This window comes from Rhodococcus erythropolis NBRC 15567, from assembly GCF_001552595.1.
GTDB classification, from domain to species: Bacteria; Actinomycetota; Actinomycetes; order Mycobacteriales; family Mycobacteriaceae; genus Rhodococcus_F; species Rhodococcus_F erythropolis.
The window spans coordinates 17,115-41,424 of sequence record NZ_BCRM01000022.1 but is presented as its reverse complement, the minus strand read 5'-3'; the positions used below and the strand labels follow the sequence as shown (position 1 = coordinate 41,424).

21 protein-coding genes are annotated in these 24,310 nt (G+C 62.9%); 8 read left to right on the top strand and 13 right to left on the bottom strand.

Annotation, left to right across the window (positions count from 1 at the left end):
- Positions 1–2: 2 nt before the first annotated feature.
- On the top strand, positions 3–980 hold the full coding sequence (gene rlmB, locus RE4_RS23125) for a 23S rRNA (guanosine(2251)-2'-O)-methyltransferase RlmB (protein WP_020906105.1): 978 nt from the start codon (positions 3–5) through the stop codon (positions 978–980).
- A 34-nt stretch (positions 981–1,014) separates the two neighbouring features.
- Here rlmB and RE4_RS23120 read toward each other — a convergent pair whose 3' ends face one another.
- Positions 1,015–2,796 (bottom strand): ABC transporter ATP-binding protein, encoded by a 1,782-nt coding sequence (locus RE4_RS23120; RefSeq protein ID WP_060939427.1) that lies wholly within the window; start codon positions 2,794–2,796, stop codon positions 1,015–1,017.
- A complete protein-coding gene (locus RE4_RS23115) occupies positions 2,793–4,421 on the bottom strand; it encodes an ABC transporter transmembrane domain-containing protein (protein ID WP_060939426.1) in 1,629 nt (542 codons plus the stop codon). The genes RE4_RS23120 and RE4_RS23115 overlap by 4 nt, the downstream gene beginning before the upstream one ends.
- A gap of 199 nt (positions 4,422–4,620) precedes the next feature.
- Between RE4_RS23115 and RE4_RS23110 the strand changes: the two genes are divergently transcribed.
- Positions 4,621–5,610, top strand: coding sequence for an iron-siderophore ABC transporter substrate-binding protein (locus tag RE4_RS23110; protein WP_029254436.1), 990 nt, complete (start codon positions 4,621–4,623; stop codon positions 5,608–5,610).
- 4 nt (positions 5,611–5,614) lie between these two features.
- Here RE4_RS23110 and RE4_RS23105 read toward each other — a convergent pair whose 3' ends face one another.
- The gene (locus RE4_RS23105; protein ID WP_019746842.1) at positions 5,615–6,412 is read right to left on the bottom strand and encodes a helix-turn-helix domain-containing protein; all 798 of its coding nucleotides are present in this window, start codon (positions 6,410–6,412) and stop codon (positions 5,615–5,617) included.
- Between the two features lie 172 nt (positions 6,413–6,584).
- Entirely contained in the window at positions 6,585–7,307 is a 723-nt protein-coding gene (locus tag RE4_RS23100) for a hypothetical protein (protein ID WP_225989632.1), read from the bottom strand.
- Positions 7,308–7,673: 366 nt separating this feature from the next.
- Here RE4_RS23100 and RE4_RS23095 point away from each other — a divergent pair, with 366 nt between their 5' ends.
- On the top strand, positions 7,674–8,315 hold the full coding sequence (locus RE4_RS23095) for a hypothetical protein (protein ID WP_060939425.1): 642 nt from the start codon (positions 7,674–7,676) through the stop codon (positions 8,313–8,315).
- An 88-nt stretch (positions 8,316–8,403) separates the two neighbouring features.
- Here the strand turns inward: RE4_RS23095 and RE4_RS23090 are convergent, their stop codons facing one another.
- From RE4_RS23090 to RE4_RS23060, 7 genes are all read right to left on the bottom strand, one after another.
- Positions 8,404–9,096 (bottom strand): LpqN/LpqT family lipoprotein, encoded by a 693-nt coding sequence (locus tag RE4_RS23090; RefSeq protein ID WP_020723635.1) that lies wholly within the window; start codon positions 9,094–9,096, stop codon positions 8,404–8,406.
- A gap of 77 nt (positions 9,097–9,173) precedes the next feature.
- Positions 9,174–10,046 carry a 5-oxoprolinase subunit C family protein gene (locus RE4_RS23085; RefSeq protein ID WP_060939424.1) on the bottom strand — a complete coding sequence of 291 codons (873 nt, stop codon included), beginning with the start codon at positions 10,044–10,046 and terminating at the stop codon, positions 9,174–9,176.
- A gap of 57 nt (positions 10,047–10,103) precedes the next feature.
- The gene (gene pxpB / locus RE4_RS23080; protein WP_081098415.1) at positions 10,104–10,718 is read right to left on the bottom strand and encodes a 5-oxoprolinase subunit PxpB; all 615 of its coding nucleotides are present in this window, start codon (positions 10,716–10,718) and stop codon (positions 10,104–10,106) included.
- Complete coding sequence (locus RE4_RS23075) at positions 10,715–11,476, bottom strand: LamB/YcsF family protein (protein ID WP_060939423.1); 762 nt, start codon at positions 11,474–11,476, stop codon at positions 10,715–10,717. Before RE4_RS23075 ends, pxpB begins: the two co-directional genes overlap by 4 nt.
- A gap of 34 nt (positions 11,477–11,510) precedes the next feature.
- Positions 11,511–12,392 carry a metal ABC transporter permease gene (locus RE4_RS23070; RefSeq protein WP_003945811.1) on the bottom strand — a complete coding sequence of 294 codons (882 nt, stop codon included), beginning with the start codon at positions 12,390–12,392 and terminating at the stop codon, positions 11,511–11,513.
- Positions 12,389–13,231: a metal ABC transporter ATP-binding protein gene (locus tag RE4_RS23065; RefSeq protein WP_020723636.1), complete on the bottom strand. Its 843-nt coding sequence runs from the start codon at positions 13,229–13,231 to the stop codon at positions 12,389–12,391. Before RE4_RS23065 ends, RE4_RS23070 begins: the two co-directional genes overlap by 4 nt.
- Before the next feature lie 102 nt (positions 13,232–13,333).
- On the bottom strand, positions 13,334–14,284 hold the full coding sequence (locus tag RE4_RS23060; RefSeq protein ID WP_019746850.1) for a metal ABC transporter solute-binding protein, Zn/Mn family: 951 nt from the start codon (positions 14,282–14,284) through the stop codon (positions 13,334–13,336).
- A 139-nt stretch (positions 14,285–14,423) separates the two neighbouring features.
- On the opposite strand from RE4_RS23060, the gene RE4_RS23055 reads away from it, so the two are divergent.
- Entirely contained in the window at positions 14,424–15,512 is a 1,089-nt protein-coding gene (locus RE4_RS23055; protein ID WP_007733995.1) for a LacI family DNA-binding transcriptional regulator, read from the top strand.
- Between the two features lie 3 nt (positions 15,513–15,515).
- On the opposite strand, the gene otsB is transcribed toward RE4_RS23055, so the two are convergent.
- Together otsB and kstR are read right to left on the bottom strand one after the other, a co-directional pair.
- A complete protein-coding gene (gene otsB / locus RE4_RS23050) occupies positions 15,516–18,056 on the bottom strand; it encodes a trehalose-phosphatase (RefSeq protein ID WP_060939422.1) in 2,541 nt (846 codons plus the stop codon).
- Between the two features lie 87 nt (positions 18,057–18,143).
- Positions 18,144–18,782, bottom strand: a complete 639-nt coding sequence (kstR, locus tag RE4_RS23045) for a cholesterol catabolism transcriptional regulator KstR (protein WP_003945752.1) — start codon at positions 18,780–18,782, stop codon at positions 18,144–18,146.
- Between the two features lie 94 nt (positions 18,783–18,876).
- Between kstR and RE4_RS23040 the strand changes: the two genes are divergently transcribed.
- From RE4_RS23040 to RE4_RS23025, 4 genes are all read left to right on the top strand, one after another.
- Positions 18,877–21,039 (top strand): acyl-CoA dehydrogenase family protein, encoded by a 2,163-nt coding sequence (locus tag RE4_RS23040; protein ID WP_060939421.1) that lies wholly within the window; start codon positions 18,877–18,879, stop codon positions 21,037–21,039.
- Positions 21,040–21,122: 83 nt separating this feature from the next.
- Positions 21,123–22,163: an acyl-CoA dehydrogenase family protein gene (locus RE4_RS23035; RefSeq protein WP_020968401.1), complete on the top strand. Its 1,041-nt coding sequence runs from the start codon at positions 21,123–21,125 to the stop codon at positions 22,161–22,163.
- Positions 22,148–23,299 (top strand): acyl-CoA dehydrogenase family protein, encoded by a 1,152-nt coding sequence (locus RE4_RS23030; protein ID WP_020968402.1) that lies wholly within the window; start codon positions 22,148–22,150, stop codon positions 23,297–23,299. The genes RE4_RS23035 and RE4_RS23030 overlap by 16 nt, the downstream gene beginning before the upstream one ends.
- 7 nt (positions 23,300–23,306) lie before the next feature.
- The gene (locus RE4_RS23025; RefSeq protein WP_060939420.1) at positions 23,307–24,308 is read left to right on the top strand and encodes a bifunctional MaoC family dehydratase N-terminal/OB-fold nucleic acid binding domain-containing protein; all 1,002 of its coding nucleotides are present in this window, start codon (positions 23,307–23,309) and stop codon (positions 24,306–24,308) included.
- The last annotated feature ends 2 nt before the right edge of the window (positions 24,309–24,310 follow it).

Genomic DNA, 24,310 nt, shown 5'->3' with positions numbered 1-24,310 from the left:
CAATGGCTGGAAACTCGAGCAGGCGCGGCGCAGTCCGTAAGGGCGGCACCAAGAAGGGCCAGGTTGCCGGTTCCGGTGGCCAGCACAAGCGTGGTCTCGCCGGCCGCGGTGCTACGCCTCCCGCCGAGGCACGCACCAAGCACCCAGCGGCAAAGCGTGCAGCGCGCGCCGCCCGGGCCGACGAGAAGCAGAACCAGGGCCGCGGTGGCCGTCCGGGTCCGGGCCGAAAGGTTCTCGACGGTCCCGAGACCGTGCTCGGTCGCAACCCGGTGGTGGAGTGCCTGCGCGCGGGTGTTCCGGCGACGGCGCTGTGGGTGGCTGTCGGTACCGAGAGCGACGACCGGTTGAAGGAATCCGTTCAGCGGGCTGCCGACGCCGGTATCTCCATCCTCGAGGTGCCGCGCTCGGATCTGGATCGCCTCAGCGCCAACGGTCTTCACCAGGGCATCGCTCTGCAGGTTCCGCCGTACCGCTACGCGCACCCGGACGATCTTCTGTCCGAGGCACGTAAGCACGCCGAGCCCCCTCTGCTCGTCGCGCTGGACAACATCACCGATCCCCGCAACCTGGGTGCCGTTGTGCGCTCGGTCGCAGCTTTCGGTGGACACGGCGTCGTGATTCCGGAGCGTCGTAGCGCGAGCGTGAGTGCTGTCGCTTGGCGTACCAGCGCCGGTGCTGCCGCTCGTCTGCCGATTGCTCGGGCAACCAACCTCACTCGCACGCTCAAGGACTGGGCGTCGAAGGGTGTTCAGGTCGTCGGTCTCGACGCCGAAGGTGACACCACTCTCGACGATTTCGACGGCAGCGGTCCTGTGGTGATCGTGGTCGGTTCCGAGGGCAAGGGCCTTTCGCGCCTCGTCCGCGAGAACTGCGACGCGATCCTGTCGATTCCGATGGCCGGTCCGGTCGAGTCGCTCAACGCCTCGGTTGCCGCCGGAGTCGTCCTGGCGGACATCGCCCGCAGGCGTCGTAGCAGCTGAGTTGTAACGGCTTTCAGGTGAGCCTGGCGGGGTTCTAGCTCCGTACCGACCAGGCTTCCCACAGTGCAGCGTAGGAACCGTCCGCGCCGATCAGTTCGTCATGTGTCCCGCTCTCGACCACGCGGCCACCGCTCATGACGAGTATGCGATCGGCGCGGACTGCTTGGCTCAGGCGGTGTGCGATCACCACGGCAGTCCTGCCGGTGACTGCGAGCTCGGCTGCCTGATCGAGTAGACCTGCTGCAGTGGTTCCGGCTTCGGCAGTCGCCTCGTCGAGAATGACGACGGGCGGATCGAGCAGAGCCAGCCGGACGAGGGCTATGTGCTGTGCCTGTGCCGCCGTCAACTGGTACCCGCCGGCCCCGACCCTGGTCTCGAGCCCGTCCGGAAGCTCATGGATCCATTGAGCTTTCATCGTTTCGACGGCTTCGGCGATCTTCGCATCGTCCGAATCTGGTGCGCACAACCGGAGATCGTCGGCGATCGTCCCGACGAACACGTGAACTTCCTGGCTGACCAGGACGACTTTGTGCCGAAGTTCGGCATCACTCAGGTCGTCAATCGGTGTGCCGTCGACGGTGATTCGCCCGTCCCCGACGGGAATGATGCCGGCAATCAGTTTGGCGAGTGTGGTCTTTCCGGCACCACTGCTGCCGACGACGGCGATTCGTTCCCCCGGTGCGATCGAGATCGAGATCGAATCGATCACCGGGGTGGAGTTGTCGTACGAGTAAGAAACCCGCTCCACGTCGACTCCGATGGGTGCGGACCGAGCCGAGGCAGGAATGCTCGCGGGACGCCCGGGCATCGCGGTGACACCGATCAGGCGAGCCAGGCTGGCACCCGCATCCTGCAATTCGTCGATGTTCGAGAGAAATACCGCGATGGGGCTGAACAGACTGTGGAAGTAGAGCGCAGCGGCGGTAGCGGCCCCGATGGACACCGACCCCGTGGTCACGAGCCAGTAGCCGACGCTCAGGACCGCGGCCAGTCCGAGCAGTTCGGCGCCGTTGAGTTGAGCGAAGAAGTTGGTGCGCAGTCGAACTGCCTGCATGTCGAAGCTGATGGCATGCTCGGAGGTCTCGGCGATTCGGCCGATGTGCTCGTCGGTTCGACGCAGGGCAGTGACAGTACCTGCACCACCCAGGGTTTCGATGAGCTGCTGTCCCCGCCTGGCCTGCGCAGCGCGAGAGCGTCGGTAGACGGGTCCGGAGCGTCGGAGGAAATGACGAAGAGCGAAATAGTGAATCGGCGCAACGGCAACGATCGCCACGGTGAATCGCCAATCGATCACTCCCACACCGACAAGCGTCAGTGAAATCATGAACAGGGCGGACACCGTTGCGGGTAGCACCCGCGCGATGACGGTGTTTACCGCTTCGACGTCACCCGAGACCCGGGAAATCAGATCACCGGTTCCGGCATCCTCGACCAGCGACGAGGGCTGCGCGAGCGTGGCGGCGAACACGTCCTCACGAAGATCGGCCAGCACGTTCTGCGCGACATTCGCGAGAAGCTGTGTGCTCCACCAAGTCAGCGCAACTCCTGCTGCCGCTGCGCCGAGCATGAATGCGGTGATACGCAGAAGTGAGACAAACGGTTTGCCCTCCGTGACTGCATCGACCATGAGCCCGAGCAGCGCCGGGGTGGACAGGCCGCAGGCCGTAGCGGAGAGAAGTACGACGGTCGTGAGTGCGAGCGCTCGCCCCCGTGGCCGAAGCAGTGCGATCAATGCGCGGACCGTCTGTGTGGTCGACGCGATCGGCAAGGCAGATGTAGCCGGAACAGCAGATGCATCCGGAAGGGTGTCGGTCACAGTGAGTCTCCGTCCCGAGCGGCGTGGTCGATCGTGACGACACGGTCACACGAATGGAGCAAGGTCGGACTCGAGGTGATCACCACAATGGCCTTGTCGGGAAAGTTTCTCAGTGAGTGTGCAATTCGATGTTCGGTGACAGAGTCCACGGAAGTGGTGGGTTCGTGGAGGACCAGGATCGGCTGGGGTTGATGCAAAGCGCGGGCGAGGAGAAGGCGTTGGCGCTGACCTCCGGAGAGTTTCTTTCCTTGCTCACCTACCTCGGAGAGGTGGCCGTCGGGCAGATGCGTCAACACGTCGTCGAGCGCAGATGACGTCATTGCCGACGAGTCGACGTTCGGTGCAGCCAGATTGTCGAAGACGGTGCCGGTGAACACGGTTCCTTCATGAGCGGACACGAACACCTGATCGCGAACTCCGTCCGGACCGAGTTCGGTTGCATCGGTGCCGAATACGAAGTAGCAGTCGGGGTCCAGCGGAGTCTGAAAGGCGAGTTGGCGTGCCAGTCGGTGAGCGGAATCGTCCGCGCGCACGCCCACCACCTCGCCGCGGCGAGCTGAGACGACAGTTCCGTTGTCCGTCGAAATCAGCAGGGCGTCTTCACTTCTGACAGCGCTGATCGGGGCGGTGGAAGGCGGCAGTTCGATCAGGTGCGGCTCGGCCAGGAGTTCGGACAGCCTGCGTGCGGAGCCTCGCTTGGCAGCGAGTTCTGCACCGAAGAACCCCAGAGTTTCCATCGGACCGGCAATGACCCTGCTCAAGCCGACAACGGTGACGAAGTTGCCCACGGTGATCGTGCCTTGATGCGCCATCCACGCGGCTCCAAGCGCGACCGAAGCCAGCACCAACGCGGAGACCCCGGAATTGAGCGCGGTCAGACTGGACATTGCTCTGACCGTCCGGATCGCTGCTTTCATCGACGCCCGGCTCGCCTTGACGTATCGCGACAGGGCAGTGGGCTCGGCCCCGAAACCCTTCAGTACTCGCAGGCCCAGCGTGAAATCAGTTGCAAGCATGCCTGCCTCGGCTGCCTTCTTCTGCTCTGCATACACACGCTCGTCCAGTGGACCGCTGATCTTGTGAATGAATACGAGCTGCGCAGCAGTGATGAGTACGACGATCAGTGCGAGCGGCCACGAGACGAAGGCAAGCGAAATCACTGCCGCGGCGAGCCCCGCAAAAGCTGAGCCCTGTTCGGCGACAACCCAGGAGAAGCCCGAGACGTGTGAGGCGTCCGAGGTGGAGATGGTGAGAACTTCACCCGTCGAGCGCTGAGCTTGCATGCCTCTGGCATCGAGTACCCGTCTGGCAGCGTTCAATCGTAGGTCGTGTTCGCCGTAGACGAAGACCTGCGTGTTCAGGCGAACCGCGATGCGCCACGACAGAGCAAGTCCTACGAACAGAGCACACAACACAGCAAGCCATACGAGAAGTGCTGTGCTGTCGGACTTTCCGATTGCACGGTCGACGACGGTACCGATCAGCACCGGAATGAGGGCTTGAGCTACCTGATACGACGCCTGGCCGGTGACGGCTGCAACCAGTCGCGGGCCGCGTCCGGAGGAGAACGATCCGACTCTGATCATCTCCATCGGACCGGAACGAGTTTCGGGCAGCGCTGACACTCGTGAAACTCCTCGCCCAGATCTGAACACTCGTTGTGCAGTTCTACGGTAGAGCCGGAGCGAGTGCGGAAAGTGCTCGCAGATGCCAAGGGCTACGCGGCAGCGGACAGATGGAGTATCGACACCCCATTACCGGGATCAGGTCTCGATATACCTGCCTGGTCGAAACAAGTACGTTTGCGAAGAGAGCTGACAGAAGATGAAAAGCACTACCCGAATAGTGGCTGCGTTGGCCGCGATTGCCCTGCTCGCAGGCTGCCAGAGCAGCACCGAGTCAACAGCGTCGGAGGACACGACGCAGTTAGCCGAGGCCGGTGCGCTGCCGGTCACCGTAGATCACGCGTACGGCTCGACCACCATCGAGACCGAACCTCAGCGGATCGTGACCATCGGCTGGAACAGCCAGGATTCGGTCCTGGCACTGGGCAAGACGCCCGTCGCCATGGAGTCGTTCAGTGGGGCAGGCTTGGAGAACGGAATCCTGCCGTGGGACGAAGAAGTGTTGGGCGACGTCGAACCCACGTTGCTCGACAGCACTTCCGGTGTGCCGTTCGAGCAGATCCTGGCGTTGGAGCCGGACGTGATCATCGCGGTGGTCTCGGGAATCACCGAAGACGACTACGCACGTCTTTCTCAGATCGCACCCACGATTCCGTTCAAGGAGACCGCCTGGGCGACTACGTGGCAGGAGCAGATGTCGACCATCGGTTCAGTACTCGGACAACCGAAGCGGGCGGCTGAGCTGATCGAGGAAACTGACGATTCCATAGCCGACCTGGCTGCTGGGTCCCCGAATCTGAACGGGAAAACCTTGACCTTCCTGTCGGGAAACATCGACGGCCTCACCAATTACTGCGCCGACGACGGCAGAGTCATCCTGATGTCCCAGCTCGGACTGAAGCAGTCGGCCGGAAGCGCAGAGCTGTGCGGCGACACCCAGGGGTCGGTGACTGCATCGCGCGAACAGTACAACGAACTGGACGCGGACGTGATCGTGCTCAACGACGCGAGTGGTCAGGGGCTCCCCGGATTGATGGGGGACAAGTTGTTTGCCGACCTGCCGGCAGTCAAGGACGGCAGGCTGATTCAGCAGCTCGGTCTGGCCCGAGTGATGGCACTGGCTTCGCCCACGTCGCTGAGCGTCAAATATGCCTTCGCCGAACTGGTCTCGAAGATGAACGGCTTCTGACCAGTTAGGCTGACAATTCGCACGCGTCCGAGTAATAGTTCTTCGGTGTTCGTCCGGTGACCTTGCGGAACACGCTGGTGAAGGCGCTGGGGGTTTCGTATCCGACGCGACGGCTAACCGTCGAAACAGGAACGCCCGCAGCGAGATAGGACATCGCGGCGCGGACGCGAACTTGAATCCTCCACTCGGTGAAGGACATCCCCGTTCCCTGAGAGAACACGCGGCTCAGGGTACGGGGGCTTCCGCCGACCACATAGGCCCAATCGGCAAGCCCGCGTTGATCGGCGGGGTCGGCGATCAAGCGGCGTGCAACGGCGAGGGCCCGGGGATCGGCGGGCATTGGCACTGCGACATCAGCCGCCTCGATGGGCGCGAGCGTGTCGAAGACTACGGATTCCGCCCGCAAGCGAGCCTCGGTAGGCATGTTTCGCTGGTGCAGATGGATGAGCATCGTCTTGACCACGTCGTCGATGCCGATGATCGCGGGTTTTGTCCACGGGTGGGGGAACGACTCGGGCCGGAAATAGGTGAAGCGAGCCTCGGTGGATGCGCCGAGCGTGATGCGCCGTGGAGTTCCAGCCGGAATCCACATGCCGACCGTCGGTGGGATCTGCCAACGAACGTCGTCGATGTACGCGCTCATCTCGCCGGAAGCGCCCCACAGGAGTTCGTGCTCGGGATGGCGGATCTCACGCCACGCGCGCTTCTGATCGCGCCCGATGGTGGACGTCGTCATGGCGAAGGGGAGCGGAACGTACCGGCCTGCCGGCACAGCCCAGTACGGAAATCCTGTGGAACTCATCGGTGGATCATACCGCGAATGACTTAGGTAATGCTTTCCTATTTGGTTCTTTGACGCAGGGCACGACGGAGTGCGGTCGCGACAAAAGACCGAGGGTGGCACCGAGTCCGAAGACTCGATGCCACCCTCGATCACATTCCCCGACGGAGTGTTTACAGGTGGAGCAGGTGAATCAGCTGCCGTTGGCCAGGACACCGCTGATGATGTCGGAGATGAAGCCGGCCGGGTTGTCCAGGATGGAGGAGCCGGCCGAACCGGTTCCGCCCTCGCCGTCAGAAGAGCCGAAGCCCAGATCTGCCGAGCCCGATGCGGCAGCCTCGCCGGGGTTCTTGGCGCGGATCTTGGCGTAGACATCGCCGATGTTCTGATCACTGCCCCACAGCGAGATGCCGATGGAACTGGGGAGCTCGACGTAAGTTCCCGGCTGTGCGTTGTCCGGAACCAAGTAGCTCACTTCGAAAGTGACTGTCTTGCTGCCGGTGATCGAGACATTCCAACCCGCATCGGGAATTGTGACGGTGCGCGCCGCATTGTCGACGGTGGGGGACACCTTCTCGGTTTTCTGAGTCAGTCCGAGAAAGTGCCATGAATCGATCGAGGCGCTGTCCTTGATGTAGGTGTATCCGGCCGGGAAACGGTCGACGAACTTGTTGACGAAGAAGTCCGGATGGCCGTTGGCCGAAACCGTGGTGCGGACGGTCAATTTTCCGCCGGGCGCCACTTCTCCGTCGCCTACGACGCTCTTGGTGATCGTGACTTGGTTCGAAGTCACGGTGTTGGTCTTCGGGTGCGCGGCATCTGCGTGCGCAGCTCCGGTGCCGATGAGAAGTCCGCTGGTTGCAAGCGCAGCGATTGCTACTCCGGTGAGTGTTTTGCGCATTGAGAAACGTGACATGAAATTCTCCGTTCGAGGGGTTCACGCTGACGGCGATGGGGATGACTCTTCAAAGGTTGCGCCGTGGTAACCATTGAAACCTATCGGACGCTTGCCTATGTGTCAGTTCGGCAGAATTTACGGAAAAGTCCGAATTGAGAGGACTTTTTCGACCTTGATTGCCTGTTGTTAACTGATTGGCGACCAAGTCGGCGAAAAGCTGGGCGAATGTCCAGGTCGACTGTATCGTACTTCGAGAGTCGGGTTGCAACAAGTTTCAGTAATCAACGAATTCGGTTGTCCTGGAACCTCACAGAGTGGAGATTGTTCGTGGCAAAGTTTGGATCCAGGAATCGTAGACTGTCCACCGTTGGAGCTGGTTTGGGGGTGATTGCTCTTGCTGTGGGCGCAAGCGCGCTGGGTGCGGGAGTCGCGACTGCCGAGACGGCAACTTCTGGTGCCTACACATTTACTCGCACCGTGGACAATGCGTCCCCGAAGGTCGGTGACACGATCACCTACACGACAGTGTCGAAGAAGAGCGGAATCGACGGATATATCAGCAGGTTCACCGAGACGCATGCCGCATGCTTGACCTTTGTCCCGGGCTCGGCGAAGGTCACGAAGTTTCACGTTGGCGGGACGATGACCGAAACCACTGAAACGCCGGAACTGACAGCCACGACGCTCGAGGTGACCAGTGCCGGCTGGATCAACAACGGCAGCAAACCGGTGACCATGAAGACCAGCTACACGGTCACTGCTTCGTGTGCGCCGGGAACCGTGTACGGAAGTGGATTGGCGGTAGGTGCCACGGTGATGGGCAACGGATTCCAGTCGAGTGCGAATTTCGCCAACTTGGGCCCGTCCATCACTGTCCGCGCCGCGGATGTGGTCGATCCCGTTGACCCGGTTGATCCCGTTGATCCGGTTGATCCCACTGGCCCCGGAACCGGTGGCGGAACCGGATCGCTCGGCTCGTTGAGTGGTGGCCTCGGTTCCCTCAGCGGACTGTTCGGGAAGAGTTAGCCGAGAATTGTGAAACGGCGGGCCGAGACTGTCGTAGTCTCGGCCCGCCGCGGTTGGTCGGTGATCAAGCGCTCAAATCATGAGGTGCTCAGCCGAATTCGATCGAGGTGTTGATTTCCTCCACCTGGTTGGAGGTCTGCATGTTCGTCGTGTCGGTGAACTGATTCGCAAAGCTGACCAGGTAGACCGGCGAGTTGTCGTCGGCTTGGTAAGCGACGACTGTCATGACGGCGTAGAGCGGAACGTCCAGGTTTGGGGCGGTCCAGGTTCCGGAGAGGCGGAACCCCTGCTGTCCGTCGACGTCGATCTCGGTGTACTTCACCTCGGTCCATCCGTCGAGGGTGGCGATCGTTTCACGCGCAGCGGCAAGAACCTCGTCTTTTGTTGCGGTGCCTTGGTTTTCGACCGTCACGGTGGTGTTCGGCATGAAACCGCTGGGTTCCTGGCTGTTGCTGGACAACGCATCCGTAACGCCGGCAGGGATGTTCTCGCCGTGAGTCCAGCTCGGCGGGAGGCTGACGCTGATGCTCGGCGCTTCGGGGTCGTCGCCGGTTTCGATCGTCGTCCGCTCACCGATGAACGGTGTTCCGTCCCTCAAGGTCGGCGTCGCGGCAGCGGCAGACGACGAGGATGCAGAACTTTCGGAAGCAGTGGTCTCACTGGTGCTGGTATCACTGGAGACAGCGTCGCCGCTTTCCGAACTGCTGCATCCGGACAGGACGAGTGCAGCAGTGATCAGTGACGCTATTCCGAGAGCAAGTGTGCTGCTCTTAGGGCTCATAGTGTGACAGTCCTTCAGGTTCTGGCGACGGCCGAGCGCCGCCGGCAGCATTGCTGGCGCGGCTGAGACTATCAGCGCTAGGACGGCCTGGTAGTGGCCTTCAAGGTAATGGTGCTGCCGGGCCGCAGCTGTGCCAGCGACGCAATCCCAGCGTCGGAAACGACGGCGATGACCGGGTATCCGCCAGTCACGGGATGGTCTGCCAGAAACACGACGGGCTGGCCGCCTGGCGGCACCTGGATGGATCCCATCACGACGCCTTCGCTCGGCAATTCCTCGGTGCGTGAGCGATGTAAAGGCCCTTGGCCCTGTAACCGGACCCCGACTCGGTTGGTGTGTTCGGTGACTTTCCACGTGGTGTGAAGGAGCGCGTGAACGGATGCGGCGGTGAACCAGGAATTTCGGGGGCCGAGCGTGATCTCGATCGGAACCGCGCCGAGTGCAGGTGCGGGCGGTGGAATCAACTCTTCGGTGGGCCACGTCCCTTCCTCTGCCCCGAGGAGGAGTAGATCGCCGGCGGCGAGCGGCGGCGGCCCGAGCCCGGAGAGTGTGTCGGTGGATCTGCTGCCGAGTACCTGTGGGACGTCGACGCCACCGCGTGCAGAGATGTACGTTCTCAACCCGGTTGTGCTGTAACCCAATTCGATAATGCTGCCACCGCCCAGGTGGATGCTCGCGTAGTCAGGTGCCGGCCGTCCGTCGACGGCCAGCGGCACCCGCGCGCCTGTCACTGCCACCGTCATCGAACCGACGGCCCGCATCGCAAAAACCCCAGTGGTGACTTCGATGGTTGCTGCTCGAAAAGTGTTGCCTACGAGTCTGTTCGCGCTGTCGTGCGAGATCATGTCGACGGCGCCGGATCTGCCGACCCCGAGAGCGCCGTAGCCTCTCCGCCCGCGGTCCTGAACTGTGGCGAGCGGGCCGGTACGCACTACCTCGAGCCAGGCCATGAATCCATTGTCCCGCAACAACGCGGTGAAGACACCAAAATCATCCTTGCACCGAAATCATGCACGGACAAAGGTGACTGTGGTGCCGGGTAGAAGCAGCGCCGGCGGGCGGCGCTCGGCATCCCACACCGACAGTTCCGTCGTTCCGATCAACTGCCAGCCGCCCGGGGAGATACGCGGGTAGACGCCCGAGAACGGTCCGGCCAACCCGACTGCACCGGCCGGGACCTGCCTGCGCGGGTCCGATCGACGTGGAACTTCGAGCTTTCTCTCGTTGCTGGTCAGATACGCGAAGCCGGGGGCGAAACCGATGAACGCGACGGTCCACGACGCAGACGTGTGAGCCTCGATGACACCGTCGACCCCGAGTCCGGTCAGCTTGCCCACTTCGACGAGATCGTCGCCGTCGTAGCGGACCGGAATCTCGACAGCAGGCCCGCTCTCATCTGCTGTGAGTTCGATGGGTACGGCCCCACGTACCCATTTCTCCACGAGTTTGCGTCCGGTAATCGTGTTGTCGTACTCGATCAGGATGGTTCGCGCCGCGGGAATCAGATCGATCACTCCGGGGATCCGACTGGCGTCGAGAGCCCTGAAGTTGCCCAGCACGCTCGGCAGTTCGTCGTATTCGACGAGGACTGCGGATTCACCGGCGGGCAGGATCGTGATCATGTGAACGGTGTGATCTCGACGTCGGAGGATTCGAGGAGATCGCGGATCGCTGCGGCCATGTCGACGGCTGCCGGACTGTCACCGTGTACGCACACCGACTCCGCGGTAATTTTGAGGGTGCTCCCGTCGACCGCATCCAACTCGCCGTCGACGACCATTCGCCGAACCCGTTCTGCAACAAGCGCCGGGTCGTGCAGAACGGCGCCCGACTCGGTGCGCGGGACCAAGGTGCCTTCTGCCGTGTACGCGCGATCGGCAAAAGCCTCGGCGACCACGTCGAGACCGGCTTCGCGCGCCTCTTCCAGAAACACCGAACCAGGTAGTCCGAGAACAGGTAGCGAACTGTCGTAGGCAACGACGGCGGCGACCACGGCCCGCGCCTGCCGTCGGTGATGGACTATTGCGTTGTAAAGCGCGCCGTGGGGTTTGACGTACGCGACCCGCGATCCGGCGACACGAGCCAAACCGTCGAGTGCCCCTATTTGATAAATGACGTCGGCGGTGAGGTCTTTCGGGGACATGTCGATGAAGCGTCGGCCGAAACCGGCGAGGTCTCGGTAACCCACCTGCGCGCCGATCCGCACGCCGCGGGTGGCGGCTGATTTGCAAGTCGCCAACAGCGTTGTCGGGTCGCCGGCATGGAATCCGCAGGCGATGTTCGCGCTGGTGACAAGTTCGAGCATGGCGTCGTCGTCGCCCAGGGTCCAGGCGCCGAAGCCCTCGCCGAGGTCGCTGTTCAGATCAACGCTGTAGCCCATACCTCGATTCTAGGTAGGTATGGGCTCTCGGTGTTCAGGCGTGCGCCGGAATCCGTCCCGCATTCTTGCGGCGTGCGGATCCGAAGAGTCGGCATATCAGGTAGATCACGAACGAGACCGAGGTGACGAAACTCGAGACGGGAACGCCGGGGGCCAGCGAGAGAAGGATGCCGCCGACGGCTGCGAGTTCGGCGAAGACGACGGAGAGAATTGTCGCCTTGAGTGGGCTTGCCGTGACGTACGCGGCGGCCGCTGCGGGAGTGATCAGCAGCGACATCACCAGCAGCGCGCCGACGATCTGCACGCCGAGTGCTGCGGTGATGCCGACCAACACGGCGAACACGATCGACAGTGCCCGAACCGGAACACCGCGAGCTGCAGCAACTTCGGGGTCGGTGCTTGCGAACAGCAAAGGGCGGTAGATGAATCCGAGTGTGCCGATCACGATGACCGCGCACAGCAGCAGAAGTTCGAGACCGCTGTTTCCCGGCGCCACGATCTGTCCGACCAACAGTGAGAAGCTGGTTCCCGTGCGACCGTCGTACGCCCAGAGGAACAACACCGACAAGCCGAGACCGAAAGCCATGATCACGCCGATCACCGAATCTCGGTCCCGCGCTTTGGCTCCGAGCAGCCCGAACAGCACTGCCGCGACCACGGATCCGACGATGGCACCGAAGCCGACGCCCACACCGACGAGAAGTGCGGCGGATGCACCCGTCAGTGACAGCTCACTCGTTCCGTGCACCGAGAACGACATCTGACGACTCACGATCAGCGGCCCGATGATGCCTGCCAACAATCCGAGGATGGCACCGGCAATCAACGCCTGTTGGACGAAGTCGTACTGCAGTAGGTCGACGGTGGCGGACACGTCGAACATCCGCGACATCGCGTCGGTGAACTTGTTACTCACTGGTGGTGATCCTCATCAGAATGGTGAACGCCTTCTCCCGGGCGTAGTCCGCCTGCGCTGCCGAGCGCGTCGATGGCGTCTCCGGTGCCGATCACGACGAGGCGGCCACGAACCTGCAACACTTCGACGTCGGTGTTGTACAGATCCGAGAGAACCTCGGACGTCATCACTTCGGCCGGCGTCCCGATCCGGAATTTGCCGTCCACCAGATAGAGCACTCGATCGACCAACGGCAGGATCGGATTGATCTCGTGCGTCACGAACAGCACTGCGGTGTCATGGCTGCGCCGACGCTTGTCGATCAGCGTCGAGACCAGGTGCTGGTTGGCGAGGTCGAGGCTGAGCAGCGGCTCGTCGCACAGCAGGATCCGCGGGTCGCCGACCAAAGCCTGTGCGATCCGCAGTCGCTGCTGCTCACCGCCGGACATGGAACCGATGGGAGCGTCGGCAAACGACTGGGCGCTGACCTGTGCGATGGCGTCGTCGACGATCTTGCGGCGACGCCCCCGGCGCAGTAGGCCCGTACCCCACTGGTGACCGTCGACGCCGAGGCCTACCAGGTCGCGGCCGCGGAGCGGGAGGCCGTCGTCGATGGATTTCTGCTGCGGGATGTACCCGACGTGTGAGTTCCCGGCCCGTGCCGGCGTACCGACGATCTGTGCACTACCACCGCTGAGTTGTAGTTGGCCCAGCAGAATCTTCAGGAGCGAGGTCTTGCCCGACCCGTTCGGCCCGAGTACGGCGATGAACTCACCTGGCTGTACCTCGAGATCGAGCCCGTCCCACAATGTGCGGGCACCGAAGGACAATCGAGCGTCCTTCAGCGTCACAGCGGGCACGGTGTTACCAGAAGGCACGGTGTTACCAGGGGGCACAGGAGTATTCGCGGAAGTTTCTGTCACAAGCCGATCGGTTCTTCTCGGAAATGGTGGGGCAAATAATTACTGGGCAGAGAGGGCGTTTGCGAGCGACTCCGCAGTCTGCGTCTGCCACTGAATGTAGTCCAGGCCCTCGGGGAGAGTCTCCGTAACCTCGACGACGGGCACTCCGGCGGTTTCGGCTGTGGTGCGCATGTCCTGGGTCACTTTGTCCTGCGTCTGGATGTTGTAGACCAGTGCGCGGGCCTGCTTCTCCGAGAGGAGCTGGCGCGTTGCGGCGATTGCGGCCGGTGAAGGATCGTTGCCGTCTTCGATGGCACTGGTGAACTCTTCGGGAGTTGCGTCCTTCAGTTCAGCTGCGACCAGGAGGTAGTGCGCGATCGGCTCGGTCTGCGCCACCGGTGCGCCTGCGTGGGCAGCGGCGATGGAATCGGTGATCGCTGTGACGCCGGCGAGCTTCTGGCTGTATGCCTTCGCGTTGTCCTCGTAGGTCGCCGCGTTGTCCGGATCGAGAGCGCTCAGCTGATCGGCAACCGAATGTGCGACGGCGTCGACGGTCGGAATGTCGAACCAGACGTGTTCGTTGACTGCGCCGTGGGTGTGACCGTCATGCGATTCGCCCGCGGTTTCGCCGGCGTGGATGCCGCCGTCGAGCAGGTTGTAGGCGTTGACCGTCTTCTGCTCACCCTTGCCCGCGTCGAGGACGTCGGTGATGAACTGGTCGTAGCCGCCGCCGTTGTAGACGACAAGCGATGCGTCGGTGATCTTGGCGGCATCGGCGGGAGTCGCCTCGAACGAGTGCGGGTCCGCGGACGGCTCGTTGATGATCGACGTCACGGTCAGCTTGTCGCCGGCGACGGCCTGCGCGACGTCGCCCCACACGTTCGTCGATGCGACGACGGTGATGCCTTCGTCTTTCGACGAGCTGGAGCTGCACGCGGTGAGCGCGAATGCTGCGGCGACCGAGACGGCCGCGAGGGCGGTGGCGGTGCGGAATTTCGACGACGAACGCACGTGCTTTTCTCCTGAACAAAGGCTGGGCTAAATGCTATTGGAAACCGTTACCGTTACACATTAGCGCATAGTCGCTGGTAGTTCACCTTCGGTTCAGCCCCAACGCGCCGTCTGCGGGCACTACGGCTAACGTCCGTTTATGCCCCGGTCCCGTCAGCCACGCCGTCAAGCCACTTTGGCGTCGCTTGCCGCCGAGCTCAATGTGTCGAGAACTACAGTCTCGAACGCGTACAACCGACCCGATCAGCTCTCCGTCGAGCTGCGGGATCGAGTGCTCCAAGCGGCCAAGCGACGCGGATATCCCGGACCCGATCCGGTCGCCCGCTCCTTGCGAACTCGCAAAGCCGGTGCCGTCGGTCTTCTGCTCACCGAAGCACTCAGTTATTCGTTCCGCGACCCGGCCGCCATGAGCTTCCTTGCCGGTCTCTCGGAATCGTGTGAGGACGCCGGCCAGGGCTTGCTGCTCATCCCGGCCGGGCCCGGCCGCGACGAGGTGGATGCTGCAGCCGTGGTCCAGCAGGCGGGCGTCGACGGCTTCGTCGTCTACTCCGTGGCCGACGACGATCCGTATCTCGCTGCCGTGCTCGAGCGTCACATTCCGATCGTGGTGTGCGACCAGCCGCGCGAGATTCCCGGTGCATCCCTCGTGGGCATCGACGACCGCGCTGCCATGCGCAAGGTCGCCGATTACCTCATCGGGCTCGGCCACCGTGACATCGGCGTGCTCTGCATGAGGCTGGGGCGCGACCGGATGGACGGCGTTGTCAGCCAGGAACGACTCAAGTCCCCGCACTTCCACGTCCAGCGTGAGCGGATCGAAGGAGTGCGCGACGCGATGGTGGCGTCCGACATGGACCCACTCTCACTCACGGTGATCGAGCGGTACGTCCACACATCGCAGTCCGGGCACTCGGCGGCGGCGGAAGCTCTCGCGACCAACCCTGAGATCACCGCACTGGTCTGTACCACCGACGTGCTGGCTCTCGGCGCCTTGGACTGGGCGCGCTGGCAGGGCATCGATGTACCTGGCCAACTGTCGATCACCGGATTCGACGGCGTCGACGAGGCGCTGCGCGAATCACTGACAACGGTGCGCCAGCCCCAGGAAGAGAAGGGCCGGCGCGCCGGTGCGCTCCTGATGTCGCCGTCTGGATCCGGCGTTCCGATAGTCGAGATGCTCGACACCGAACTACTGGCAGGGCGAACATCAGGTCGGATCAAGGGGTAGCGCTCACGCCAGGAGTTGCGCGCACCGCAACAATCCCAGATGGCTGTACGCCTGGGGATGGTTGCCCAGCGAGCGTTCCGCGATGGGGTCGTACTCCTCCGCGAGTAGTCCGGTGGGACCCGCTGCCGCGACCAACTGATCGAACAGTGCCTCTGCTTGCAGGCGTTGTCCGATCAGTAGGTAGGCCTCGACGAGCCAGGCGGCGCAGAGGTGGAACCCACCTTCGATGCCGGGCAAACCGTCGTCGTGATGGTATCGGTATACCGTTGAGCCGCTGCGTAGTTCAGCTTCGGTGGCTACGACGGTTGCAGCAAAGCGTGGATCCGTCGGATCGATCAGTCCCGACAGTCCGATGTGCAGAGTAGCGGCGTCGAGATCGGTACCGTCGTAGGCCGCGGTGTACGACTGGACGTCGTCCTTCCAGCCTTTGTGTCGCACTTCGTCGGCGATCTGGTCACGCAGTTCCGCCCACTCGGGCAGAGCCTCGCGAGAAAAGCGGGTAGCAAGATCGACGGCGCGGTCGACGGTGACCCAACCCATCACCTTGGAATAGACGTGGTGGCGCGGGTTGTCGCGAATTTCCCAGATTCCGTGGTCCGGTTCGAACCAGCGCCGCTGCACTGCTTCGACCATGGCGCACACCAGTTCCCAGTCGCGGTCACTCAAAGGATCGGGGGCACCGGCCTTTTCGCGTGCATTCGCCAGTTCGACGATCAGCTCGACGATCGGGCCGAACACGTCCAGTTGAACCTGCTGATTCGCGGCGTTTCCGACGCGGACCGGCCTGGAGCCGGCGTATCCGGGAAGTGAATCGATGACGGCCTCTGGCGGTAGCGAAGTCCCGTAGAGCGTGTAGAGGGGGTGCAGGCGCTCGGGTCCCGGCAGCGTTTCGAGCACGCGGTGGACCCAGTCGAGGTAGTTCTCGGCTTCATCGGTGGATCCGACGCTCACGAGAGCTGTTGCGGTGAGGGCGGCGTCGCGTAACCAGCAGTAGCGGTAGTCCCAGTTGCGGACTCCGCCGATCTCTTCCGGCAGGGATGTTGTGGCGGCGGCCATGATGGAACCGGAATCGGCATGAACCAGCCCGCGCAAGGTCAGCGCCGAGCGTTTCATCAAGTCCGGCTTCAGCTTCGGCAGTTCGAGCGTCTTGGCCCAATCGGACCAGTATGCCTCCGAGGTCGCTCGACGCTCGAGTTCCGGAACTTCGGAAGGGCCGAGTTCTTCTGTTCCACAGCGCAATTCGAGTACGACGTCACCCTTGGACGGCTCGACGATGGCGTGGGCAGTCTGCTGGTTTCCGTCGGTGGCGATGTTCCACAGCACACCAGGGGAGCGGAGCACGTACGGCTCGTTGGTGCCGAGGACCCGAATGCCCTCGTCGACGACCTCGAGCGTGACCTGACCCTGGCCGAACTCGGGACGGGGTGCAAACGAGACGATCGCGTCGGCCTGACCGGAAATGATGCGGGTCAGGTCGGTTCGTCCCTGCGGGACGTCGTGCGGGAGGTAGTCGGTGACGGACAGGCTCGCCCAGCGGGTCTGAACGGTCATCGTGCTGTCGATGTACTTCTGGCTCAGTGGCAACGCTGTGCGGCGAGGCCCGACCGAGAAGTGGCCGGCCCCGGTTCCGCCGAGAAGGTGCGCGAAGACCGCCGCGGAATCCGGTTCCGGGTGACACAACCAGGTCAGCGTCGCATCCGGGGTCACCAAAGCGACGGTCCGCGGACTGGCGAGCATCGAGAGTCGCTCGATGGGCGGAGCGTCGGCACCGGAAAGCCACGTACGGCGCTCGTCGAGCAGGAACGCCAGAGCAGCAGCGACATCCTCGGTGCTGTCGACGCGATGGTCGGCGACGGTGTCCCCGCTGCCGACCTTGATTCCGATGTCCGGCCCCTGCAGCCTGCTGAACGCCTTTTCGTCGGTCACGTCGTCCCCGATGAAGACGGCAGCGGTAGCGCCGTCCTGATGGCGGATCAAGTCGAGTGCGTGGCCCTTGTCGGTGGCGATGACCGCCAACTCGACCACCGACTTACCCTCGGTGACCTGAACACCCGGCCAGAGGGCCGATTCGGTGCGAACGGCGATGAGCGCCTTCTCGGCGTCGTCGGCGCTCGTGTTGCGTACGTGCAAGGCGACGCTGGCGGGCTTCTTCTCCACAGTTGCGCCGGGGGTATCGGCGGCAATTCGGCCTAACTCGGTGACGATCTCGTCGAGCAGTTTCCTGGCGTCGGCGTCGATCGCGTGAACGAATCCGATGTCGAACTCGGAGCCGTGGCTGCCGACCAATTGCACTTCGGCGGGAAGCCGGGACAGCGCCGCCAGATCCTTGAGGGCGCGGCCCGAGATCACGGCAGCAGTCGTCGACGCCAGGCTGGCGAGGGAGCGGAGCGCACGCACCGTTTCCGCGCGGGGATACGCCTTGTCCGGGTTGGCGACGATGGGTGCCATCGTCCCGTCGTAGTCGGAGGCTACGAGCAGACGCGGCGTGCGTGCCACGCCCGACAGCGCTCGGCGGAGTTCGATGGACAGATCTTGTGCGCTCACCTCTTCAAATCTAGGTGATGCAGCGACTCCTGGCTCGATACGTTTCTGCCAGATCAGTGCAAAAATGACAGATGCGACAAAGGATGTCTATTCGGGTTTCCGAGTTCCGTCACCGAGCAGCAGTTCAACCGTCAATTCCAGTCGATTGGCGACATCGGTAGCCGAAGAACGTCGCGTGAGCCAGGCCACCAAATTGGACAGCCACACATCGGAGATCACGCGCGCGATTGCCAACTGCTCTTCGGTCGGCTCCTCTTCGGTCATCGCTCGTGCGAAGAGGCGGTCCATCAACTGGCCCACCTGATCGACCTCTGCCGCTGCGGAGGCGTCGGCGAACATGAACGCGCGAGTCATGGCTTCGGTGAGGAGCGGATCGCGCTGCATCGCGCGGGTGATGAGGCTGAGGATCAGCTGCATCCGCTCGAGCGGGCTGGTTCCAGGTGGGATCTTGCCCTTGGAATCGATCTTCTCGAATTCGCGTGCCAGAGCGGACACCAACAGGTGAACCTTGGACGGGAAGTAGCGATAGAGCGTTCCGACTGCGACGTCGGCGCGCTCGGCCACGGCGCGCATCTGGACAGCCTCGTAGCCACCCTTGGACGCCAGGGCGAGGGTTGCGTCGAGAATCCGCTTGCGGCGTTCACGTTGCGCGTTGGAGCTGAGATCGTCGTCCCCGAGCGTTGCAGAAGCAACCGCGTTGGAGCGGGATCGGGATGTTGTGGTCATCGACAAATTCCTTCGCGCCTTGACTCTTGGCCAGGTGTCATATTAGAACACGTTCTAAACAATTGTGTCACTTATCGAGAGGCGGGAACCAGTTGTGACAATCGCCACGACCGATGAACAGCGGGCGGTCCAGGAATCGATAGAGGCCTGGGCTCGCTCGGCCACGCCGATGGACATGGTACGCCGTGGACCAGCAGTTTCGTGGCGGGAGAAATGGTCCGAGTTCGCGTCTCTCGGGATATTTTCGGTCGCCGTTCCTGAATCGGTAGGCGGAGCCGGAGCCGAAATCGTCGATCTCGCAGCAATGCTCGAGCAGGCGGCAATCGAACTCGTGCCGGGTCCTGTTCTCACGACTGCGCTTGCAGCTCTGGTGGTTGGGCGTAGTTCGTCGCCCGCTGCCAAGCGCTGGTCCGAAATGCTCGCCGACGGTGCGTTGCCGTGTGCCGTCGTATTGGACGAAAGTCCAGTTGCGGCAACGGTGAATGCGTCCGGCGGCATCGAGCTTCATGGCGAAGGAGGTTACGCCTGGGGTGGAGACTCGGGCGTATCGGTCCTCGTGTCGGCGGGCGTGGTGTCGGAAGGTGAAGGCTCGCGTGTCGTCTGGGCTCTCGTCGACGGAGACAGCGAAGGTGTGACCTACGAAGCGGTCGACACGATCGACAAGTCGCGACCACTGGCGCGAGTCTCCTTCGACCGAGTGACGGTCGACGCCGACCGAATCCTCGATGACATTGCGCCAGGATCGGTTTCCGACCTAGCGGCGGTACTTGGGGCTGCCGAAGCTGCCGGAATTGCGGCGTGGAGTCTGCGTACTGCGGTGGAGTACGCGAAGATTCGCGAACAATTCGGAAAGCCCATCGGTTCGTTCCAGGCGATCAAACATATCTGTGCCGAAATGCTGTGCCGAGTGGAAAATGCCGGAGCTGTCGCCTGGGATGGTGCGGTCGCTGCCGAGTCGGGCGACGAACTTCCGATCGCGGCGGCGGTGGCGGCCGCGGTGTCTCTGGACGCCGCTGTCGACACGGCGAAAGACTGCATTCAAGTGCTCGGCGGCATCGGATTCACCTGGGAGCACGAGGCGCACTTCTACCTTCGCCGAGCACTGTCGCTCCGGCAGATTCTGGGCGGATCGTCCCGCTGGCGCGCACGCGTCGCTGAATTGACGATCGGCGGCGCACGGCGTCACCTTCAGATCGACTTGAGTGAGCTGGAATCCGACCGGTCCGACATTCGCGAAGAGGTAGCGCAATTGGTGGCGCTGCCTGAATCCGAACAGCGCAACGCGTTGGCCGAATCGGGCTACCTTGCGCCGCACTGGCCTAAGCCGTACGGCCGGGGCGCCAAGGCCGCGCAACAGATTTTGATCGAAGAAGAGTTGGCAGCCGTCGGTATCGGCCGACCCGATCTCGTGATCGGGTGGTGGGCAGTTCCCACCATCCTCGAGCACGGCAGTGCGGAGCAGATCGAAAGATTTGCGACACCGACGCTCAAGGGTGAGATCACCTGGTGTCAGCTCTTCAGTGAACCTGGCGCAGGTTCGGACCTTGCCGCGCTGCGTACGACCGCGGAGAAGGTCGACGGCGGTTGGAAGCTGAACGGACAGAAAGTCTGGACTTCGCTTGCACGTGAAGCTGACTGGGCTATCTGCCTCGCCAGAACCGATCGCGAGGTTCCCAAGCACAAGGGCATCACGTACTTCCTTCTCGACATGAAGACGGCCGGGATTCGGATCTCGCCGCTGCGTGAGATCACCGGCGATGCTCTGTTCAACGAAGTCTTCCTCGACGACGTCTTCGTGCCGGACGACTGCGTCGTCGGCCAGCTCGGTGGAGGCTGGAAACTGGCCCGAACAACCCTCGCCAACGAGCGAGTCGCGATGAGCGGGGGCTCTTCGCTCGGCGGTGCGATGGAGGAATTGCTCGAGCTGGCGGGCGATCCCGATCCTGTGGTTGCAGACAAGCTCGGTGGGCTGATCGGAACCGCCATGGTGGGCTCGTTGCTGGAATTGCGCACGACACTGCGGCAATTGGATGGTCAGGATCCGGGCCCGGCGTCGAGCGTCCGCAAGCTGGTGGGCGTGCGCCAGCGTCAGAATGTCGCAGAGTTCGCCATGGAATTGGGTGGCCCAGCCGGATGGGTGGAGGGTCCGCTCTCGCGTGAGTTCCTCAACACGCGATGCCTGTCGATTGCCGGCGGAACCACGCAGATTCTGTTGACCGTCGCCGCGGAGAGAATTCTGGGCCTGCCCCGTGATTAGACGGCGTGAGTAGAGGCCTTTAGAAATGTCCACGTTGGTGATACAACTAGAACACGTTCTACATCAGAGACAGGATTGCCAGCGTGGACTTCACTCCCGATGAAACCCAGGAAGCGGTAGCCGAGGTGGCTACCGCGCTCCTTGCCCGCGAACTGGAGCCGGACGCGCTCTGGGCGGCATTCGCCGAAGCCGACCTGCTCACGTTGGCACTGCCCGAGCGTCTGGGCGGCGAGGGCCTCTCGGTCACCGACGTCGGTTCTCTTCTCGTCGAGGTCGGCCGGGCCGCCGCTCCCATTCCAGCCCTCGCAACCCTCGGCTTCGGCGTACTCCCCATAGTCGCTCTGGGGACCGACGCTCAGCAGGACGAATTGCTCACCGGAGTCAGCGCCGGACGGGTGTTCACCGCGGCGCTCGGTGAGCCGGGTCAGCAGTTCCCGGCGCAGCCGTCGACGACCGCCCATCAGTCGGGCGACTGGTATCGCGTCAGCGGGACGGTGCTTGCCGTGCCTTTCGCGGCGAGCGCACACAGAATTCTTGTGCCAACCGACGCCGGAGTCGTGCTCGTCGATCCGACCGCCGCCGGCGTCGCATTGACGCCGACACCCAGTGCGTCCGGCAGTCCGGAGTTCGCAGTCACGATGGACGAGGCAGTCGGTGAACTTCTCGGTGCCGGCGAGGAAGCCGTCCAGACGCTGTACCGGATCGCCACGGCGAGTATCGGAGCCGTTGCAGACGGTTTGGTGTCCGGTGCCGTCGATCTCACTGCGGCACATGTCGGCTCACGCGAGCAATTCGGCAAGCCGCTCGCCACGTTCCAGGCGGTCTCACAGCAGATCGCCGACGCCTATGTCACCTCGCGGACTCTTCACGTCGCGGCGTTGTCGGCGTCCTGGCGCGTGTCGGAGGGCCTGGATGCTCAGTCGGACCTCGACGTCATGGCGTACTGGATCGCCCAGGAAGTACCCGCCACAATGCAGGTGCTTCACCACCTGCACGGCGGTCTGGGCGTCGACGTCACGTATCCGCTTCATCGTTACTACTCGACTGCAAAAGACTTGGCGCGCCTGCTCGGCGGCGCTTCGCAGCGACTCGACCTCGTGGGGGCCCGGTGTTCATCGATCTGACCGACAGTCAGCGCGCATTGCAAGCTGAACTTCGACGCTACTTCTCGACGCTGATCTCGCCCGAGGAGGCCAAGATCATGCGTGTGGAGCGGCATGGCCCTACCTATCGTGAGGTCATCCGTCGTATGGGCAAGGACGGTTGGCTCGGCGTCGGCTGGCCGGTGGAGTACGGCGGACGTGGGTTCGGTGAAGTCGAGCAGCAGATTTTTGTCAACGAGGCTGTGCGGGCGGATGTCCCACTGCCTTCGGTGACGTTGCAGACCGTCGGTCCGACTCTGCAGAAGTACGGCAGCGAGGAGCAGAAGCAGAAATTCCTGCCCGCGATCCTCGCCGGTGAAGTGCACTTCGCGATCGGCTACACCGAACCGGAAGCCGGCACCGACCTTGCAGCCCTGCGTACTTCGGCGACACGAAATGGTGACGAGTACGTCGTCAACGGCCAGAAGATTTTCACCACCGGCGGGCATGACGCCGATTACGTGTGGCTCGCCGTGCGGACCGGATCTGCCGATTCACGGCACCGCGGCATCTCCATCCTGATCATGGACACCAAAGATCCCGGCTACACCTGGACCCCGATCATCACTTGCGACGGTGCGCATCACGTCAATGCCACCTACTACGAGGACGTTCGCGTTCCGGCGAACATGCTTGTGGGTGAAGAGAATCAGGGTTGGCGCCTGATCACGACGCAGCTCAACCACGAACGCGTCATGCTCGGTCCGGCAGGTCGTGTCGCAGGGATTTACGACCACGTCTTCGATTGGGCCAAGCGTGAAAACCTGCTTGATCACGTTGACGTACGACGCGCGCTCGGTGAGATTCACGCGACGTATCGCCTCAACGAACTGCTCAACTGGCAAGTGGCATCGAGTGATTCGGAGTCGGTGGACATTGCCGACGCTTCGGCAACCAAAGTATTTGCGACCGAACGCATCCAGCGAGTCGGTCGACTCGCGGAAGAGATCGTCGGACGGTACGGAAATCCGATCGATCCCGAAACGGCTGATCTCATGGAGTGGCTGGACATGCAGATCAAGCGCAACCTGGTGATCACCTTCGGCGGTGGAGTCAACGAGGTGATGCGCGAATTGATCGCTACCGCCGGCCTGAAGCTTCCCCGCGTTCCGAGATAGGAAACAAATCGTGTCAGATCCCATTCTCACTGCTGCCGAGCGGGTTCGAGAGGACGGGCCAAGCGCTCCTCGCGCCGGCCGGGACCCCGTGAACTTGCCGATGATCCGCAACTGGGTCGAGGCGATCGGTGACGAGAACCCGATCTACGTCGACGAATCGGCCGCCCGCGCCGCCGGACACGACGGAATAGTCGCGCCGCCGGCGATGGCGCAGGTATGGACGATGCGCGGTCTGGGGGCAATTCGAGAAGCCGACGATCCGTTGGGCCGGATGACGGACATTCTCGACGAGGCCGGATTCACGTCCGTCGTCGCGACCAACTGCGATCAGATCTACCACCGCTATTTGAAGCCGGGTGAAGAAGTCACCATCTCCTCGGTGTTGGAAGACGTAGTGGGACCGAAGAAGACAGGTCTTGGTGAAGGGTGGTTCTTCACTACCCGTAGCTTCTGGCGGGTCGGCGAAGAACTGGTCTCGGAGATGATGTTCCGGATCTTGAAGTTCGCGCCGCCGGTAAGTGAGCGCCCCTCCACTGACGTACCTGCGGACCTGGACGCATCTCGGATGCTGCGCCCGACGGCGTCTCTCGACACACAGTTCTTCTGGGACGGTGTCGCCGCACACGAGTTGCGTATTCAACTGCGTGCGGATGGTTCGGTGCAGCACCCACCCGTGCCCGCGATCTGGAAGGACAAGTCGGAGCAGACCGACTACGTGGTCGCGTCAGGGCGGGGAACGGTCTTCAGTTTTGTCGTTCACCACGCGCCCAAGGTTCCTGGTCGGTCGTTGCCGTTCGTCGTTGCCCTGGTCGAACTGCCTGAGGGTGTGCGAATGCTCGGCGAATTGCGCGGCGTCGATCCCTCGAGTGTGTCGATCGGAATGGAGGTGGAGGCGATCTACCTCGACTTCCCCGGAGACGACGAGACCGGGGGAACTCCCTGGACTTTGTACGCCTGGCAACCGGTTGGGGTTTCTGCGGTTTCTGCGGTTTCTGCGGGGAAGGAGTGACG